Below are 14419 nucleotides of genomic sequence, written 5' to 3' on the forward strand. Positions count from 1 at the left end.
GGGCGGCCCGACCGGGGGCGGCCCGACCGAGGGCGGCCCGACCGAGGGCGGCCCGGCTCGGCCATCGAGGAACGGATTCCGGTGATCAGTGACGGCATGGCCGCCGTCCTGCGGTCGCTGCGCCGGTACGACGACGTCGACCTCGCGCGGGCGTGCGCGTGGGCACTGCGCGCCGACGGCGTGGCGCTGGCGGTGCTCGTGGGCGCCGACCGGATGGCGGAGCCGCTGTGGCACTACCCCGAAGTGAGCGCGCGGTTCGAGGAGTTGCAGTTCACCCTCGGCGAGGGCCCGGGTCCTGATGCCGTCCGCGCCGGCTCCCCCGTCCTCGAACCCGACCTCGGCCGGGTGCGCCCCGACCGATGGCCCGAGCTGCTGCGGGGCGCGCAGGAACTCGGCGTGCACGGCGTGTGCTGCTTCCCGCTGTGCGTCGGCGTCATCCGGGTGGGCGTGCTCACCGTGCTGAGCACCGCGGACCGGCGGCTCGGCGCCCAGCAGGCGATGGACGCCCGCGCCCTGGCCGCCGCGCTGACCGGCACGCTCCTGAACGGGGACCGGCGCAGCGAAGGCAACGGCGGTGGGCCGGGGCCCGGGCCCGCACGGCTCGCCGGACTCAACCGCCCGGCCGTGCACCAGGCCACCGGCATGATCAGCGTCCAGCTCACGGTGTCCATGGAGGAGGCGCTGCTGCGGCTGCGGGCCCACGCCTACAGCAGCGGGCGGCCCCTCGGGGAAGTCTCGGCCGACGTGGTCGCCCGCAGGCTCCGTTTCGACGACGGTTTCGACGACGGTTTCGACGACGACAAGGACGGGCCGTGTTCGCCCGACGGTGGAGAGGAATGATCGGTATGGCCCGCGAACGACGTCTTGCGGAGATCTTCGTGGAGGTCGCGGACTCCCTGGTCGAGGACTTCGACGTACTCGACCTGCTGCAACGCCTGTCCACCCGCTGCGTCGAACTGCTCGACGTGTCGGCGGCGGGCATCCTGCTCGTGGACGCGCACGACGAGCTGCAGATCATCGCCGCCTCGGACGAACACGCCCGGCTCCTGGAGCTGTTCGCGCTCCAGCACGACCAGGGCCCCTGCGTGGAGTGCTACCACAGCGGGGCCGCCCGCACGAACATCGACCTGACGTCCCCGGCGGAGACGTCCCGCTGGCCCCACTTCGCCGTACGGGCCCGCGATACGGGCTACTCCGTCACGCACGCGCTGCCGCTGCGCCTGCGCAACCGGGTCGTCGGCGCCCTCAACCTGTTCCAGGCCGCCCCGGCGCCGCTCACCCCGGACGACACCGCGCTCGCGCAGGCACTCGCCGACGTGGCGACCATCGCGATCCTCCAGCAGCGCACGCTGGAGCAGTCACACGTCGAGAACAGCCAGCTGGAGGCCGCGCTGAGCAGCCGCATCCTGGTCGAGCAGGTCAAGGGGGTGCTCGCCGAGCGCTGGAACACCTCCGTCGACGACGCCTTCGCGGCCTTCCGCTCGTACGCGCGCGCCCATCATCTGCGCCTGTCGGAGCTGGCGGGACGGATCATCTCGGACGGCTTCGACACGACCGCCATCCCGGCGCCCGGACAGCCGGGAGAGCCGGGAGAGCCAGGAGAGACGGGAGAGCCAGGGGAGCCAGGACGCCACGCCGACCCGACGCCGGACAGGTCCTAGTCCGCCCGCAACGACCGCCAGATCCGGTCCGGAAGCACCCGGATCGCCTCGTCCAGATCCACCTCGTAGGTGCCGGACAGCCAGCGGTGGGCCGTCTCCGCGACCGGGCCGAGGAGCAGGACCTCGATCATCTGGTCGGGCAGCACGGCCACTTCACCCGCGGCGACGCGGGCGTACATCCAGGAGGAGATGGCGGCGAACTTGGCCTCCTTGGCGGCCATCACCTCCTTGGCGTGGGCCGCGAGATAGCGGGAGTACGTGGAGGCGTGCAGGAAGGTGGCCACGTCGCGGTGCTCGCGGGTGAAGTCCAGGTACGCCCTGACGAAGGCCTGGACGCCGGTGCGGGCGGTGCGGCAGCGAGTGACGGCGGCCACCACGGGGTCGCAGAGCTGGTCCTGGCAGCGGATGTAGAGCGCGGCGGCCAGACCGTCGAAGCTGCCGAAGTGGTGGTAGAGGCTGCCGAAGCTGACGCCGCTCGCCGCCGTGACCGCGTTGACCGTGAATCCCTGCTGTCCCGATGCCGCGTACACCCGCAGGGCCGTGTCCAGGAGCAGGTCGACCGTGGCTTCGCCGCGCTGCTGCTTAGGCGCCATGCGGAACAGCGTAGTTCAGATCCAGCACCGAAAACTTTTTCTAGAAAAAGTCTCTAAAAACTCCGTTGGTTGGGACACACTCTCTGCCATGGTCAGTCATGAGCCCGAGCCGGGGCGTCCGCCGGCGCACCAGCCGGTCCCCGGCAACCCCTACGCCCAGCCGTTGCCGCAGCCGCCCGCTCAGCCTCCGCTCCAGGCCCCGTCCGGACAGCCGCCCACGAGTTCCCGCAAGCGCGCCCTCGTCGTCGGCGTCGGCGCCCTCGCCCTGGTGCTCGTGGGCACGGGCGTCTTCGTGCTCACGCGGGGAGACGGCGACGGGGACAAGGACGGTTCCCGTAAGCCCGTGGCGCAGGATTCGCGAAAGCCCACGCGGGACGACGCCGAGTCGGCGCCCGCGCGCGACGGCAGCGACGACGACGGCGGCAAGGGCACCGGGTCGGCCGGGCAGATCGACGTCAACGCAGGACGCAAGCCCGGTGACGCCAAGGCCTGGCTCGCCGTCAACGACGTGAAACTGCCGGGCAAGGGCGGCCAGTTGCTCGATCTGTGGCGGGTGGACGGCCTCGTCGCACAGGCCGAGTACAACGAGGTCAGCGCGTACAAGAGCGCGGACGGCGAGCGGGCGTGGCGGGTGCGGCTGCCCGGCGAGGTCTGCGACACCCCGGTGAACCCCTCGCCCGACGGCAAGGTCATCGTCGCCTACACCACGAGCGAGGCCCGGGTCGGGGCCAAGTGCAATCAGTTGCAGCAGATCGACCTCAAGACCGGCAAGAAGGGCTGGCACAAGCAGCTCAAGGAGCACAGCACGCTGGACAGCACCACTGCCACGCACGTGGCGATCAGCGGCTCCACCGTCATGGTCGACCAGGACTCGACCGCGCACGCCTACCGCATGCGGGACGGCAAGCGGCTGTTCACGACCAAGCACCAGCGCGAGGGTGCCTGCTTCCTGCGCGGTTTCGCGGGCGGCGCCGGGCTGCTCGAGGTGCGGTCGTGCGCGGCGGGTTCGAAGCTCGCCCACGGCAGGCTGCGCAAGCTCGACCCCCGTACCGGCAAGGCCGAGTGGAACTATCGCAGCAAGAAGGGGTGGACCATCGAAAAGGTGTACTCCGTCGACCCCGCCGTCGTCGTCCTGCGCAGCCGCACCGAGCCGGAGAAGTGGGCCGTCGCCGCCGTCGACAAGCGGGGCGAGCAGCGGTCCTGGATCGAACTCGACCAGGACAAGTTCGAGCAGTGCACCGGGGCCGGGGACTCCGGCGAGGGCGTGCAGAACTGCGTCGGGGGCGTCGTCGCCCACGACACGCTGTACCTCGCGGGCAAGCCCAAGGACATCCTCGGGCCCAACAAGATCACCGCGTTCGACCTCGGCACGGGCAAGGCCAAGTGGTCCACCGGCGCCGGAGGGCGGCAGCTCCTGCCCGTCACCGTCAGCGACCGGGACGGGCCCGGGGTGGTCGTGTACGCGCGGCCGTACCGGGACATGACCGGGCGCACCCTGCTGCTGCCGCCCGGCGGCGGCAAGCCGAAGGTGCTCCTGAAGCACACCGCCGCCGCGCAGAAGATCGAGGTCTTCATGTTCGCCGGGAACACGCTGTACTTCGACGGGCGGCTGTTCATCACGCCGACGCGCCTCGACGGCAGGAGCCACGGTTCCGCCGGCGAGGAGAAGAACGGGCGGATGCTCTCGTTCGGACCGTGACGCAGCCGTTCCCCCAGTAGTCGCACAGCCGTTCCGGCCCCTGCTCGCACCGCCGTCTCTCTCCCCCCTCGCTGTTCCTGGAGTCACGATGACCAACCCGCCCTCACCGCAGTCGCCGCCGCCCCAGCCGGGAGGCTTCGGACCCCCGCCGCCCCAGCCCCCGCAGACGCCCCAGCCGGGCGGCTTCGGCCCGCCGGTCGAGCCGCCGCCCGGCGGGTACGGGCAGCCCGGCGGATACTCCCAGCCCGGCGGCTTCGGACCGCCCCAGCCGGTGACCGCGACGAACCCGGCGGCGGGCGGGGGCGGGCGGCCCCCGGGCCGGGGCCGGGCGGCGATCATCGGCTCCGCCGTGCTCGCCATCGCGCTGATCGTCGGCGGTGGTGTCTGGTACGCCAGTCAGCAGGGCGACGACGACGGCTCCAAGGACAAGTCGGCGGGCAAGCCGCGGGCCGACGGCGCCGGACCCGCGTACGAGAAGCCGAAGGAGCCGGTCCCCGCCGACCCGAAGGCCTCGTTCAAGGGCGCGGCCGAGCAGCCCAAGCTGCCGAAGGGGGCGAACACGTACCGGGTGAAGGGGTCCTGGCTCACCGACAAGGTGTACGCGAAGGCGTCGGTCAAGCGGATCACCGGCCTGGACGCGGCCACCGGCAAGGACGTGTGGAAGCTGGACAAGCCCGGGATGTCCTGCGCGGGCTCCACCAACCTCGGCGACGGCTCCATAGCCGTCGTCGTCACCCAGCCCGCGCCGAAGCCCGGGGACGACGAGAACGGCTACGCCCCCTGTACCGAGGTCATGGCGTTCGACGTCGACACGGGCAAGAAGCTCTGGACCAAGTCCGTCACCATCGGCTACCAGAAGGAGAAGACCCAGTTCAACCAGGCCACGATCAGCGGCAACACCGTGGCGCTGTCCGGCCTGTACGGCGGCGCGGCCTTCGACCTGCGCTCCGGCAAGCTCCTGTGGAAGCCGAAGCTGGGCGAGAAGTGCCGGGACGTCGGCTACGGCGGCGGCGACCGGCTCGTGGCGGTGCGCTCCTGCGGTGACCTGAGCGCGGCGCAGTTCAAGGTCGAGCTGCTCGACGCGGCCACGGGCAAGCCCAAGTGGAGCTACAAGATGCCCGAGGGCGTCAAGTCCCCGAACGTCATCTCCACCTGGCCGGTGGTGGTCGGCACGGACTCCGGCGAGATCACCTCGTCCGGCGCGACCGACATCTTCTCCCTCGACGACCGCGGCAAGCTGCGCACGAAGTTCGAACTGCCGGACGGCCAGTACATGCACACCTGCGGGACGTCGTCGACCAACGAGGACTGCAAGGGCATCGTGGCCGGGAACGGCAAGCTGTACGTGGCGACGGCGCGGCGCGACGGCGCCAAGGAGTACACGACGACGAACGACATCGTGGTGTTCTCGCTGGCCACGGGGAAGACCACCGGGCAGCGTCTGAAGGGCGGCGAGGAGTACCCGGTCTTCCCCATCCGCATGGACGGCGGGAACCTCCTCGTCTACAAGAGCTCCCCCGTCACCCGGGTCTACTCCGTCCACGGCCGCACGATGAAGCAGACCCTGCTGCTCGACGCCACCACCCGCCCGACCGCCCTGCCGCCGCTCATCTCGGAGCTGCACTACCGCCACGGCAAGCTGTACCTCAGCACCGACCTGCTGTCCCGCCCGGTCTCGGACCGAAAGTCGAGCATGATGATGGGATTCGCCGCGAAATAGCAAGCATGATCTAACCTGGCCCCGACGGACATATGTGTGCGAAGTGCCGGGCGGCGCGACGCGGTGGGGGAAAGAGGACGGTCAGCCGATGCCGCGAGCTGTGCTGGCCGTCCGCCGCCTCCGCGCCGCCCTGCGGGCCGAGTGGCAGTTCCTCTGCCTGGCCGCGTGGCGGGAGCTGCGGGAGCGCCGCACCGCCGGGGTGTCCCTTGCCGTGGCGGCCGCCCTCACCATGGTCTGCCTGCACGAACTCCAGCAGATCCCGGCGAGCGACCGCGTCCTGCGCCGGGTCAGCGAGGTCCGCGCCGACCAGCCGCTCTGGCAGTCGCTGCTCCGCACCCCGGTCTCCGTGCTGGTCCCGACCCGGGACCAGCCGGTCTGGGGCGGCCTGCCCCGCCTGCTTCTCTCCCTCGGCCTGGCCCAGCTCCTCATCGGCTGGAAACGCACCCTGTTCACCGCGTACGCGGCCACGCTGGCCGGCACCCTCAGCGCGCGGGTGATGGTGGCCATCGGCCCCGACCACTTCGCCGGGGTGCCGGCCGCGTACGCCCACGACGTGGACACCGGCGCGTCGGCGGCCGTGGTGGGCCTCTTCACCTACCTGGCGGTGCGGCTGCGGGCCCCCGTCCTGTGCCTCCTGACCGTCGTGCCGACGGTTGTGGGCTCGATCCTCGAACCGAACCTGGCGGGCCGGGAACACCTGGTGGCGGTGACGCTCGTCCTCGTCCTGGCCCTGCTCCAGGAGCACCGGCGCCCGAACGAGTTCCGCCGGGACCGCTCCCGCCCGGACAGGGCCGCCCCGGCCGCCTGACGTCAGACGGACCCGGGGTCCGAGGGGCCCGGCCGGGTCGGGCGCAGCACCGTCAGCGCCACCACCAGGGCCGCCACCAGGAGGGCCGCTCCGACCGTGAAGGCCAGGTGGTAGCCGGATGTCAGGGCTTCCGCGGGGGTGCCGCCCTCGGCCAGGGTCCGCTCCGTGCGGGAGGCCGCCAGGGTGGAGAGGACCGCTACGCCCAGGGCGCCGCCGATCTGCTGCGTGGTGTTGAACAGGCCCGAGGCCAGGCCCGCGTCGTCCTCGCGGGCGCCGGACATGCCGAGGGCGGTGAGGGCGGGGAGGGCCAGGCCGAAGCCCGCGGCGAGGAGCATGACGGGGAGGAGGTCGAGGGCGTAGGAGGAGTGCACCGGGACCCGGGCCAGCAGGGCGAGCATCGCCACGAGGAGGAGCAGTCCCGCCAGCAGGACGTTGCGCTCGCCGAAGCGGGCGTTCAGGCGGGCCGAGACACCGAGGGAGACCGCGCCGATGGCCACGGCCGCGGGGAGCATGGCGAGGCCGGTGGCCGAGGCCCCGTAGCCGCGCACGTTCTGGAGGTAGAGGGCCACCAGGACCTGGAAGGCGAACAGGGCCGCCACCATGAGGAGTTGGACCGCGTTGGCGCCCGTCACGTTGCGGGAGCGGAACATGCGGAGGGGCAGGAGAGGAGTGCGGGCGCGGGTCTGGCGGTAGGTGAACGCGCCGAGCAGGGCGAGGGCCAGGGCCCCGAGGCCGAGGGTGTGGGCGGAGAGCCAGCCGTGTGCCTCCACCTTGACGACGCTGTAGATCCCGGCCATCAGGCCCCCGGTCACCAGGAGCGCCCCGGTCACGTCCGCCCCGGCCTTGATGCCGAGGCCCCGGTCGGCGGGCAGCGCGGGCAGCGCGAGGAGCAGCGCCGCCAGGCCGATCGGCAGGTTGATGAAGAAGATCCAGTGCCAGTTCAGGGCGTCTGTGAGGACTCCGCCAAGGACTTGCCCGAGGGAGGCGCCCGCCGCGCCGGTGAAGCTGAAGACCGCGATGGCCTTCGCCCGCTCCCTCGGCTCCGTGAACAGGGTCACGAGGATGCCCAGGCTCACCGCCGAGCTCATCGCGCCGCCGATGCCCTGGAGGAAGCGGGCGGCGATGAGGGTCGCCGGGTCGCCGGCGAAGCCCGCGAGCACCGAGGCCGCCGTGAACACCGCGATGCCCGCGAGGAACATCCGCCTGCGGCCGATCAGGTCGCCCAGGCGGCCCGCCAGGAGCAGCAGGCTGCCGAACGCGATCAGGTAGGCGTTCACCACCCAACTCAGGCCCGCCGACGTGAAGTTCAGGTCCTTCTGGATGGCGGGCATGGCGACGGTCACGATCGATCCGTCGAGGATGATCATCAGCATTCCGGTGGCGATGACGCCGAGGGCCAGGCGTTTCTGGCGGGCGGTGGGCGGCGGTTCCGTGTTGGCCGCGGGTGCAGGAGCGGGTGCGGAAGCGGGCGCGGGTGCGGAAGCGGGCGCGGGTGCGGGTGCGGAAGCGGTGGCGGACATGGGCTCTCCCGTTGACGAAGGCGCGGCCCGGCGTGTGCCGGGACCGTCCGATGTCCAGGACCGTAGCAGATAGTTTCGTTGCAGACTATCCATCTCGGTCACACCCTCGCTTTCTCGGCTACGCTGGCGACATGACCGCCATGGCACCCGCCCGCACGGAACCGGACCTCTCCTTCCTGCTCGACCACACGAGCCACGTCCTGCGCACGCAGATGGCGGCGGCGCTCGGCGAGATCGGGCTCACGGCACGCATGCACTGCGTCCTGGTGCACGCCCTGGAACAGGAGCGCACCCAGGCGCAGCTCGCCGAGATCGGGGACATGGACAAGACGACGATGGTCGTGACCGTGGACGCCCTGGAGGAGGCCGGGCTCGCCGAGCGGCGGCCGTCGAGCCAGGACCGGCGGGCCCGGATCATCGCGGTCACCGCCGCGGGCGCGAAGGTCGCCGCCCACAGCCAGCGGATCGTCGACCGGGTGCACGAGGAGGCCCTCGGCGCCCTCTCGGCGACGGACCGCACGGCCCTGCTGCGCGCCCTGAACCGGCTGGTCGACGGGCATCTGGCGACCCCGGCGGAGAGTCCGCGCCCGGCCCGCAGGCCGCGTCAGCGCGGGTAGGTCCTTAGGCCCCACGCACGGGTGTTCACGTACGGTGGCTGGACGCATCGTCACACGAGGGGGCCTGACATGGCGCTGTTCGGAAACGCCCACACCGTCGACCCGGCGTCGGCGCAGCAGGAGTACGCCCGGCTGATGGGCCACGGCGAGCAGGTCTACGCCGCCTACCGACTGATCCGCGACACCATCCTGCTCACCGACCGCCGCATGATCTTCGTCGACAAGCAGGGCATGACCGGCAAGAAGGTCGAGTACCACTCGGTTCCCTACCGCAGCATCACGCACTTCTCGGTCGAGACCGCGGGCCACTTCGACCTCGACGCGGAGCTGAAGATATGGATCTCCAGCAACCCCGTGCCGATCGAGAAGACCTTCACCAAGGGCGTCGACATCTACGAGGTGCAGGCGATACTCACCCAGTTCGTGGCCAGGTAGTCGAAGGACCGGGGACGGGGTACGTTCATGGGTGCACTGCACAGCAATCCAGGGAACGACCCCCCATGATCTTCATCACCGTAAAGTTCACCGTCCGCCCCGAGCGGAGCGCCGACTGGCTCGACCTGGTCGACGACTTCACGCGGGCCACCCGCGAGGAGCCGGGCAACCTGTTCTTCGAGTGGTCGCGCAGCGTCGACGACCCGCACCAGTTCGTCCTCGTCGAGGCGTTCCGCGACGGCGAGGCGGGCGCGGCGCACGTGGAGTCCGCGCACTTCAAGGCCGCGATGGACACCATGTCGTACGCCATCGCCGAGATCCCCCGGATCGTCAGCACCGACATCCCGGGCATGGACGGCTGGGGCCGGATGGGCGAGGTCGCGCCGCGCGAGGCCTGACCCGAGACAGACGCGCGTGGGGCCCCGGACCGTCGTGGTCCGGGGCCCCACGCGCGTGCGTACGCCTCTCAGGCGGCCGGCACCCGGTCCAGGAACCCGTGCACCGACCGGATCCGGCCGTCCTCCGCCAGGACGATCACGTCGAACCCGGCCACCGGCGCCGAGCCGTCCGCGTCGGACACCAGCTCCCAGGTGAAGCGGGCGATGCCGTGGTGGCCGTCGACCTCACCGGTGTGGCGGAACGAGAAGCCGGGGAACTGCTCCCGGGCCCCGGCGATCACCGCGGCGACGCCCTCGTGCCCCGCGACGTCGGCCAGCGGGTCGGTGTAGGTGCCGTCCTCGGTCCACGCGGCGGCCACGGCCTTGCCCAGGCTCGCGGGGTCGGCGCTGTTCCAGGCCTCGAAGTAGCGGGCGACGGCGGTCTCGTGAACGTCCTGTGCGGCCATGGGTGTTCGCCTCCGGCGGTGTCGTGGGACAAGGTCCTGTCCCCGGATACCGGGCGGAGTGCGCCGCCCGGGCTCCGGTGACCCAAAGACTGCCGGGCGGGCGCACGGGGGTCGATTACGCCCGAGGTAATGGCCGCGGTGGTGCCGGTACGCGGCCGACGTCACCCCGTCCGCCACGGTCGGCGCACGCATGACTTCCGCCGCCGCCCCGGCTGTGCTTGCCTGGGGGCCGATTCCGTGGGGTGGGACGGGAGTTGCGGATGCGTAAGGCGTGGTGGATCGGAGTGCTGCTCGGCGCGCTCCTGGCCGGCGGATGCGGGGACCCGGGCTCCGGCGGCGATGCCGACCGGGGGGCGCCGCCCGCCCCCGCCCTGGGCGACCCCACGGACGGCGCGTCGCAGACCACCCGGGGCCGCGCGGAGGCGAACCGCGACGCCCGCGACGAGCGCGGCAGCGGCGAGCGCGACAAGCCCGGCGGCGGCGAGAAGGACGGCCAGGTCGCCCCGCGCCCCACCACGCACCCCAAGGTCCTCTACCTCGGCGACTCCCTCGCCATGGAGAACCAGAGCGTCCTCGGCACCCTCCTGCGCGACCAGCTCGGCGCCCGCTACACCAGCGCGCCCTACTCCGGCACGACCCTCTGCGACTACCTGGAGGGCACCGGCAAGGACTCCCTCGTACCGGACAGGGACAAGGCGGCGACGCTCGTGCGCGAGCTGCGGCCCGACTATGTGGTGCTCCAGTTCTGGGGGAACGCCTGGGGCTACACGCCCTGCATGGAGGGCATCACGTACGACAAGGCGCGGGACCGGTACTTCGCACGGTACGCGGCCGACGCGCGCCGTCTGACCGGGCAGATCACCGACGCCGCGCGCGAGGCGGGCGGCAAGCGGCCCCGGGTGGTGTGGGTGTCGCAGGGCCCGGACCCGATGACCCCGGACCGGGTGCGCCGCGTGAACGCGCTCTACCGCCAACAGGCCGCCTCGACCAGCGACTTGGTGTCCGACGCGGGCAGGTCCGTCAGCCCGGCCGGCGCCCGGCACACCTGGGTGGAGAAGCTGCCCTGCACGGCGTACGAGCGCGCCCACCGCGCGTACTGCACCGAGCCGGAGAGCGGCCGCACCGCCCTGCACCGCTCCGACGACCCGCTGCACTTCTGCCTGGCCCCGACGACCGCCAAGTCCCGTCCGTGCCCGGTGCGTTCACCGGGCATCCGGCGCATCGGGCAGGCGGTCGCGGACACGCTGCGGGCGCACGGGACCCGCTGACGGCGCCGGGACCCCGCTAGCGCCGCCAGGCGCTGTACGACATGACGTCCCCGGCCTCGACCGCGAACCGCGGCCGGTCCTTGGTGAACAGGACCTCAAGGCCCAGCGGCTCGCCGGAGTCGGGGTCGAGGACCAGCATGTACCGCAGGTGCTCGTCGCGGGAGTCGTGGACGTACGCCTGGCCGGAGCGGCCGAGCCGGTCGGTGACCGTGCCCGCGGGCCGCAGGCCGCCGCTGTCGGCGAGGAGCCGGGCCAGGGCGGCGCTCTCGCGGGCGCCGAGCGTCCAGGTGTCGAGGAGCGAGGGCAGCGCGTCGAGGATCTCCTGGGTGGTGGCGGGCGTCGTGCGGCGCGGGAAGCCCGGGTCGTGGACCTCGGTGAGGTAGGCGCGCAGGGCGGCGGCGGTGCCCGGCGGGCGGGACCGGGGCGGGGCGTCGGACCGGCCCGGCGGGAAGATCCGCTCGCTGAGCAGCTTGCCGTCGGCCGTGACGCGTTCGGTGCGGCTGCCGTCCGGGCGCCAGCGGACCTGCCGCTCCTCGGGCAGCGTGACCGGGCGCTCGGCGTCGGGGCCCTCGTCCATGGCGAGGCTCCAGGTCTGGACGTGGGCGCCCTCGCGCAGCCGCGGACCGCCGTCGCGGGCGGCGTCCGCCGCGCGGTCGGCGAGGCGGTCGAGCGTCAGGGCGGCGCCGTCGCGCGGGTGCAGGGCGCCGGGCACGGCGGCGGTGGCGGGCGCGGCGGCCAGGTCGGGCACGGTGAGCGCGAGCACGGCGGCGAAGGCGACGGCGGCGGCCTCCGCCCACAGCACGACGCGGCGGCGGGCGCGGCGGGCGCGGGTGCGGTGCAGGAGCTGGTTGAGGCCGCGCTCGGCGACGTGGTCCAGGGGGCGGTCGCGCCAGGGGCCGGTGGTGGCGGAGACGGGGTTGGCGGCGCGCAGGAGGTCGAGGTCGCCGCAGTCATCAAGGTGGTCAGTCACGGCTCTCAGCTCCCGCTCGTCCCGCTCGTACGTTCATCTGCATCCGGTCGATCTCCGCGCGGAGTCTGCGGCGGGCCCGGTGCAGCCGCATCGCCGCCGCGCCGGGGCTGCACTCCAGGGCCACCGCCAGCTCGTCGACGCCCAGCTCCTCCCAGGTGGTCAGGCGCAGCGCCTCCTGGTCGGCGGCGGAGAGCCGGGCCAGGGCCTCGTGCACCCAGGAGCCGGGGCGTTCGGTGTCCGGGCTGTCCACGACCTGGTTGCCGTGGGCGCTCTCGTTCAGGCCGATGCGGTGCAGCAGGCGGCGTCGGCGGCCGAGCCCGCGCACGGTGTTGGCCAGGCAGTTGCGGGCGACGGCGTACAGCCAGGGCAGCGGCGCCTCGGGGAGTTCCGCGCGGCGCCGCCAGGCTATGGAGAAGACGTCCGCCACGACCTCCTCGACCTCGTGGGCCTCCCCCGCGTCGAGCCTGCGCGCGACGAACCGGCTCACCGCCCAGTAGTGCTCGCGGTAGGCGGCCGCGAAGGAATCGTCCGTGCTCATGGACCGTAGGTGTCCGGCATGGGTCCGATCCTCACACCCGGCCGCTGTGATTCTCGCGGCAGGGGTGCGCGGTGATGCCGCGCCGCCTTCCGGACACGTACGGGGCATGAGGTCAACCGTGAAGTGGCTGACGACCACGGACCACAAGACGATCGGCACGCTGTATCTGGTGACGTCGTTCGCGTTCTTCTGCATCGGCGGGGTGATGGCGCTGTTCATGCGCGCCGAGCTGGCCCGCCCCGGCACGCAGATCATGTCGAACGAGCAGTTCAACCAGGCGTTCACGATGCACGGCACGATCATGCTGCTGATGTTCGCGACGCCGCTGTTCGCGGGCTTCGCGAACTGGATCATGCCGCTCCAGATCGGCGCGCCCGACGTCGCGTTCCCGCGCCTGAACATGTTCGCCTACTGGCTGTACCTGTTCGGCTCGCTGATCGCCGTCGGCGGCTTCCTGACCCCGCAGGGGGCGGCGGACTTCGGCTGGACCGCGTACGTCCCGCTGTCGGGCGCCGTGAACTCCCCGGGGATCGGCAGCGACATGTGGATCATGGGGCTCGCGTTCTCCGGCTTCGGCACGATCCTCGGCTCGGTCAACTTCATCACCACCATCATCTGCATGCGCGCCCCCGGCATGACGATGTTCCGCATGCCGATCTTCACGTGGAACGTGCTGCTCACGGCCGTGCTCGCGCTGCTCGCCTTCCCGGTGCTCGCCGCCGCGCTGTTCGCCCTGGAGGCGGACCGGAAGTTCGGGGCGCACATCTTCGACGCGGCGAACGGCGGGGCGCTGCTGTGGCAGCACCTGTTCTGGTTCTTCGGCCACCCCGAGGTCTACATCATCGCCCTGCCCTTCTTCGGCATCATCTCCGAGGTCATCCCGGTCTTCTCCCGCAAGCCGATGTTCGGCTACATGGGCCTGGTGGGCGCGACGATCGCCATCGCGGGCCTGTCGGTGACGGTGTGGGCGCACCACATGTACGTCACGGGCGGCGTGCTGCTGCCGTTCTTCTCGTTCATGACGTTCCTGATCGCCGTCCCGACGGGCGTGAAGTTCTTCAACTGGATCGGCACGATGTGGAAGGGGTCCCTGTCGTTCGAGACGCCGATGCTGTGGGCGGTCGGCTTCCTCATCACGTTCGTCTTCGGCGGTCTGACGGGCGTGATCCTGGCGTCACCGGCGATGGACTTCCACGTGTCGGACTCGTACTTCGTCGTCGCGCACTTCCATTACGTCATCTTCGGCACCGTGGTCTTCGCGATGTTCGCCGGATTCCACTTCTGGTGGCCCAAGTTCACGGGCAAGATGCTGGACGAACGCCTGGGCAAGATCACGTTCTGGACGCTCTTCGTCGGCTTCCACGGCACGTTCCTCGTCCAGCACTGGCTCGGCACGGCGGGCATGCAGCGCCGGATCCCGGACTATCTCGCGGCGGAGGGCTTCACCGGCCTGAACACGCTCTCCACGATCTTCTCGTTCCTGCTCGGCATGTCCCTGCTCCCGTTCTTCTACAACATCTGGAAGACCGCGAAGTACGGCGAGCAGGTCACCTCCGACGACCCCTGGGGCTACGGCCGTTCCCTGGAGTGGGCCACCTCCTGCCCGCCGCCCCGCCACAACTTCACGTCCCTGCCCCGCATCCGCAGCGAGTCGCCCGCGTTCGACCTGCACCACCCCGAGATCACGGCGGCCGAGGGCGGGCTCGCGGCGGCGCCCGCACCGGCGCAGGTGGCCGCGCGGTGACG

15 protein-coding genes are annotated in these 14419 nt (G+C 71.9%); 10 read left to right on the forward strand and 5 right to left on the reverse strand.

The annotated features are described in order from the left end of the window. The first annotated feature begins 81 nt into the window (after positions 1-81). Both ACZ6BG_RS27685 and ACZ6BG_RS27690 read left to right on the forward strand, forming a co-directional pair. Positions 82-840 (forward strand): ANTAR domain-containing protein, encoded by a 759-nt coding sequence (locus tag ACZ6BG_RS27685; protein ID WP_469006297.1) that lies wholly within the window; start codon positions 82-84, stop codon positions 838-840. After that, positions 837-1661: a GAF domain-containing protein gene (locus ACZ6BG_RS27690; protein WP_469006300.1), complete on the forward strand. Its 825-nt coding sequence runs from the start codon at positions 837-839 to the stop codon at positions 1659-1661. The genes ACZ6BG_RS27685 and ACZ6BG_RS27690 overlap by 4 nt, the downstream gene beginning before the upstream one ends. Here the strand turns inward: ACZ6BG_RS27690 and ACZ6BG_RS27695 are convergent. Continuing rightward, on the reverse strand, positions 1658-2254 hold the full coding sequence (locus ACZ6BG_RS27695) for a TetR/AcrR family transcriptional regulator (protein WP_469006302.1): 597 nt from the start codon (positions 2252-2254) through the stop codon (positions 1658-1660). The genes ACZ6BG_RS27690 and ACZ6BG_RS27695 overlap by 4 nt on opposite strands. A gap of 88 nt (positions 2255-2342) precedes the next feature. Here ACZ6BG_RS27695 and ACZ6BG_RS27700 point away from each other — a divergent pair, with 88 nt between their 5' ends. The 3 genes from ACZ6BG_RS27700 (at position 2343) to ACZ6BG_RS27710 (ending at position 6481) form a co-directional block, all read left to right on the forward strand. Then, complete coding sequence (locus ACZ6BG_RS27700; RefSeq protein ID WP_469006304.1) at positions 2343-3953, forward strand: outer membrane protein assembly factor BamB family protein; 1611 nt, start codon at positions 2343-2345, stop codon at positions 3951-3953. Positions 3954-4041: 88 nt separating this feature from the next. Next, positions 4042-5673, forward strand: a complete 1632-nt coding sequence (locus ACZ6BG_RS27705; RefSeq protein ID WP_469006307.1) for an outer membrane protein assembly factor BamB family protein — start codon at positions 4042-4044, stop codon at positions 5671-5673. Between the two features lie 88 nt (positions 5674-5761). Further along, positions 5762-6481, forward strand: a complete 720-nt coding sequence (locus ACZ6BG_RS27710; protein ID WP_469006309.1) for a hypothetical protein — start codon at positions 5762-5764, stop codon at positions 6479-6481. A gap of 2 nt (positions 6482-6483) precedes the next feature. Here the strand turns inward: ACZ6BG_RS27710 and ACZ6BG_RS27715 are convergent, their stop codons facing one another. Beyond that, positions 6484-8001, reverse strand: coding sequence for an MFS transporter (locus ACZ6BG_RS27715; protein WP_469006310.1), 1518 nt, complete (start codon positions 7999-8001; stop codon positions 6484-6486). Positions 8002-8132: 131 nt separating this feature from the next. On the opposite strand from ACZ6BG_RS27715, the gene ACZ6BG_RS27720 reads away from it, so the two are divergent. The 3 genes from ACZ6BG_RS27720 (at position 8133) to ACZ6BG_RS27730 (ending at position 9451) form a co-directional block, all read left to right on the forward strand. Next, positions 8133-8618 (forward strand): MarR family winged helix-turn-helix transcriptional regulator, encoded by a 486-nt coding sequence (locus ACZ6BG_RS27720; protein ID WP_469006312.1) that lies wholly within the window; start codon positions 8133-8135, stop codon positions 8616-8618. A 69-nt stretch (positions 8619-8687) separates the two neighbouring features. Next, positions 8688-9053: a PH domain-containing protein gene (locus ACZ6BG_RS27725; protein ID WP_189731390.1), complete on the forward strand. Its 366-nt coding sequence runs from the start codon at positions 8688-8690 to the stop codon at positions 9051-9053. A 65-nt stretch (positions 9054-9118) separates the two neighbouring features. Next, positions 9119-9451, forward strand: a complete 333-nt coding sequence (locus ACZ6BG_RS27730) for a putative quinol monooxygenase (RefSeq protein ID WP_469006315.1) — start codon at positions 9119-9121, stop codon at positions 9449-9451. Between the two features lie 68 nt (positions 9452-9519). On the opposite strand, the gene ACZ6BG_RS27735 is transcribed toward ACZ6BG_RS27730, so the two are convergent. Further along, complete coding sequence (locus ACZ6BG_RS27735) at positions 9520-9897, reverse strand: nuclear transport factor 2 family protein (protein ID WP_469006317.1); 378 nt, start codon at positions 9895-9897, stop codon at positions 9520-9522. Positions 9898-10157: 260 nt separating this feature from the next. On the opposite strand from ACZ6BG_RS27735, the gene ACZ6BG_RS27740 reads away from it, so the two are divergent. Further along, positions 10158-11165: an SGNH/GDSL hydrolase family protein gene (locus ACZ6BG_RS27740; protein WP_469006319.1), complete on the forward strand. Its 1008-nt coding sequence runs from the start codon at positions 10158-10160 to the stop codon at positions 11163-11165. Between the two features lie 16 nt (positions 11166-11181). Here ACZ6BG_RS27740 and ACZ6BG_RS27745 read toward each other — a convergent pair whose 3' ends face one another. Together ACZ6BG_RS27745 and ACZ6BG_RS27750 are read right to left on the reverse strand one after the other, a co-directional pair. Further along, the gene (locus tag ACZ6BG_RS27745; RefSeq protein ID WP_469006323.1) at positions 11182-12135 is read right to left on the reverse strand and encodes a CU044_5270 family protein; all 954 of its coding nucleotides are present in this window, start codon (positions 12133-12135) and stop codon (positions 11182-11184) included. Next, positions 12128-12673 (reverse strand): RNA polymerase sigma factor, encoded by a 546-nt coding sequence (locus ACZ6BG_RS27750; RefSeq protein ID WP_469006325.1) that lies wholly within the window; start codon positions 12671-12673, stop codon positions 12128-12130. The genes ACZ6BG_RS27745 and ACZ6BG_RS27750 overlap by 8 nt, the downstream gene beginning before the upstream one ends. Before the next feature lie 106 nt (positions 12674-12779). On the opposite strand from ACZ6BG_RS27750, the gene ctaD reads away from it, so the two are divergent. Further along, the gene (ctaD, locus tag ACZ6BG_RS27755) at positions 12780-14417 is read left to right on the forward strand and encodes an aa3-type cytochrome oxidase subunit I (protein ID WP_469006327.1); all 1638 of its coding nucleotides are present in this window, start codon (positions 12780-12782) and stop codon (positions 14415-14417) included. The last annotated feature ends 2 nt before the right edge of the window (positions 14418-14419 follow it).

Source organism: Streptomyces sp. NPDC041205 (assembly GCF_055591765.1).

Excerpts from the sequence above, each read along its gene's own strand:
- ACZ6BG_RS27690 (WP_469006300.1), top strand. The coding sequence starts at position 837 with ATGATCGGTATGGCCCGCGAACGACGTCTTGCGGAGATCTTCGTGGAG.
- ACZ6BG_RS27695 (WP_469006302.1), bottom strand. The coding sequence starts at position 2,254 with ATGGCGCCTAAGCAGCAGCGCGGCGAAGCCACGGTCGACCTGCTCCTG.
- ACZ6BG_RS27700 (WP_469006304.1), top strand. The coding sequence starts at position 2,343 with ATGGTCAGTCATGAGCCCGAGCCGGGGCGTCCGCCGGCGCACCAGCCG.
- ACZ6BG_RS27705 (WP_469006307.1), top strand. The coding sequence starts at position 4,042 with ATGACCAACCCGCCCTCACCGCAGTCGCCGCCGCCCCAGCCGGGAGGC.
- ACZ6BG_RS27710 (WP_469006309.1), top strand. The coding sequence starts at position 5,762 with ATGCCGCGAGCTGTGCTGGCCGTCCGCCGCCTCCGCGCCGCCCTGCGG.
- ACZ6BG_RS27715 (WP_469006310.1), bottom strand. The coding sequence starts at position 8,001 with ATGTCCGCCACCGCTTCCGCACCCGCACCCGCGCCCGCTTCCGCACCC.
- ACZ6BG_RS27720 (WP_469006312.1), top strand. The coding sequence starts at position 8,133 with ATGACCGCCATGGCACCCGCCCGCACGGAACCGGACCTCTCCTTCCTG.
- ACZ6BG_RS27725 (WP_189731390.1), top strand. The coding sequence starts at position 8,688 with ATGGCGCTGTTCGGAAACGCCCACACCGTCGACCCGGCGTCGGCGCAG.
- ACZ6BG_RS27730 (WP_469006315.1), top strand. The coding sequence starts at position 9,119 with ATGATCTTCATCACCGTAAAGTTCACCGTCCGCCCCGAGCGGAGCGCC.
- ACZ6BG_RS27735 (WP_469006317.1), bottom strand. The coding sequence starts at position 9,897 with ATGGCCGCACAGGACGTTCACGAGACCGCCGTCGCCCGCTACTTCGAG.
- ACZ6BG_RS27740 (WP_469006319.1), top strand. The coding sequence starts at position 10,158 with ATGCGTAAGGCGTGGTGGATCGGAGTGCTGCTCGGCGCGCTCCTGGCC.
- ACZ6BG_RS27750 (WP_469006325.1), bottom strand. The coding sequence starts at position 12,673 with ATGAGCACGGACGATTCCTTCGCGGCCGCCTACCGCGAGCACTACTGG.
- ctaD (WP_469006327.1), top strand. The coding sequence starts at position 12,780 with ATGAGGTCAACCGTGAAGTGGCTGACGACCACGGACCACAAGACGATC.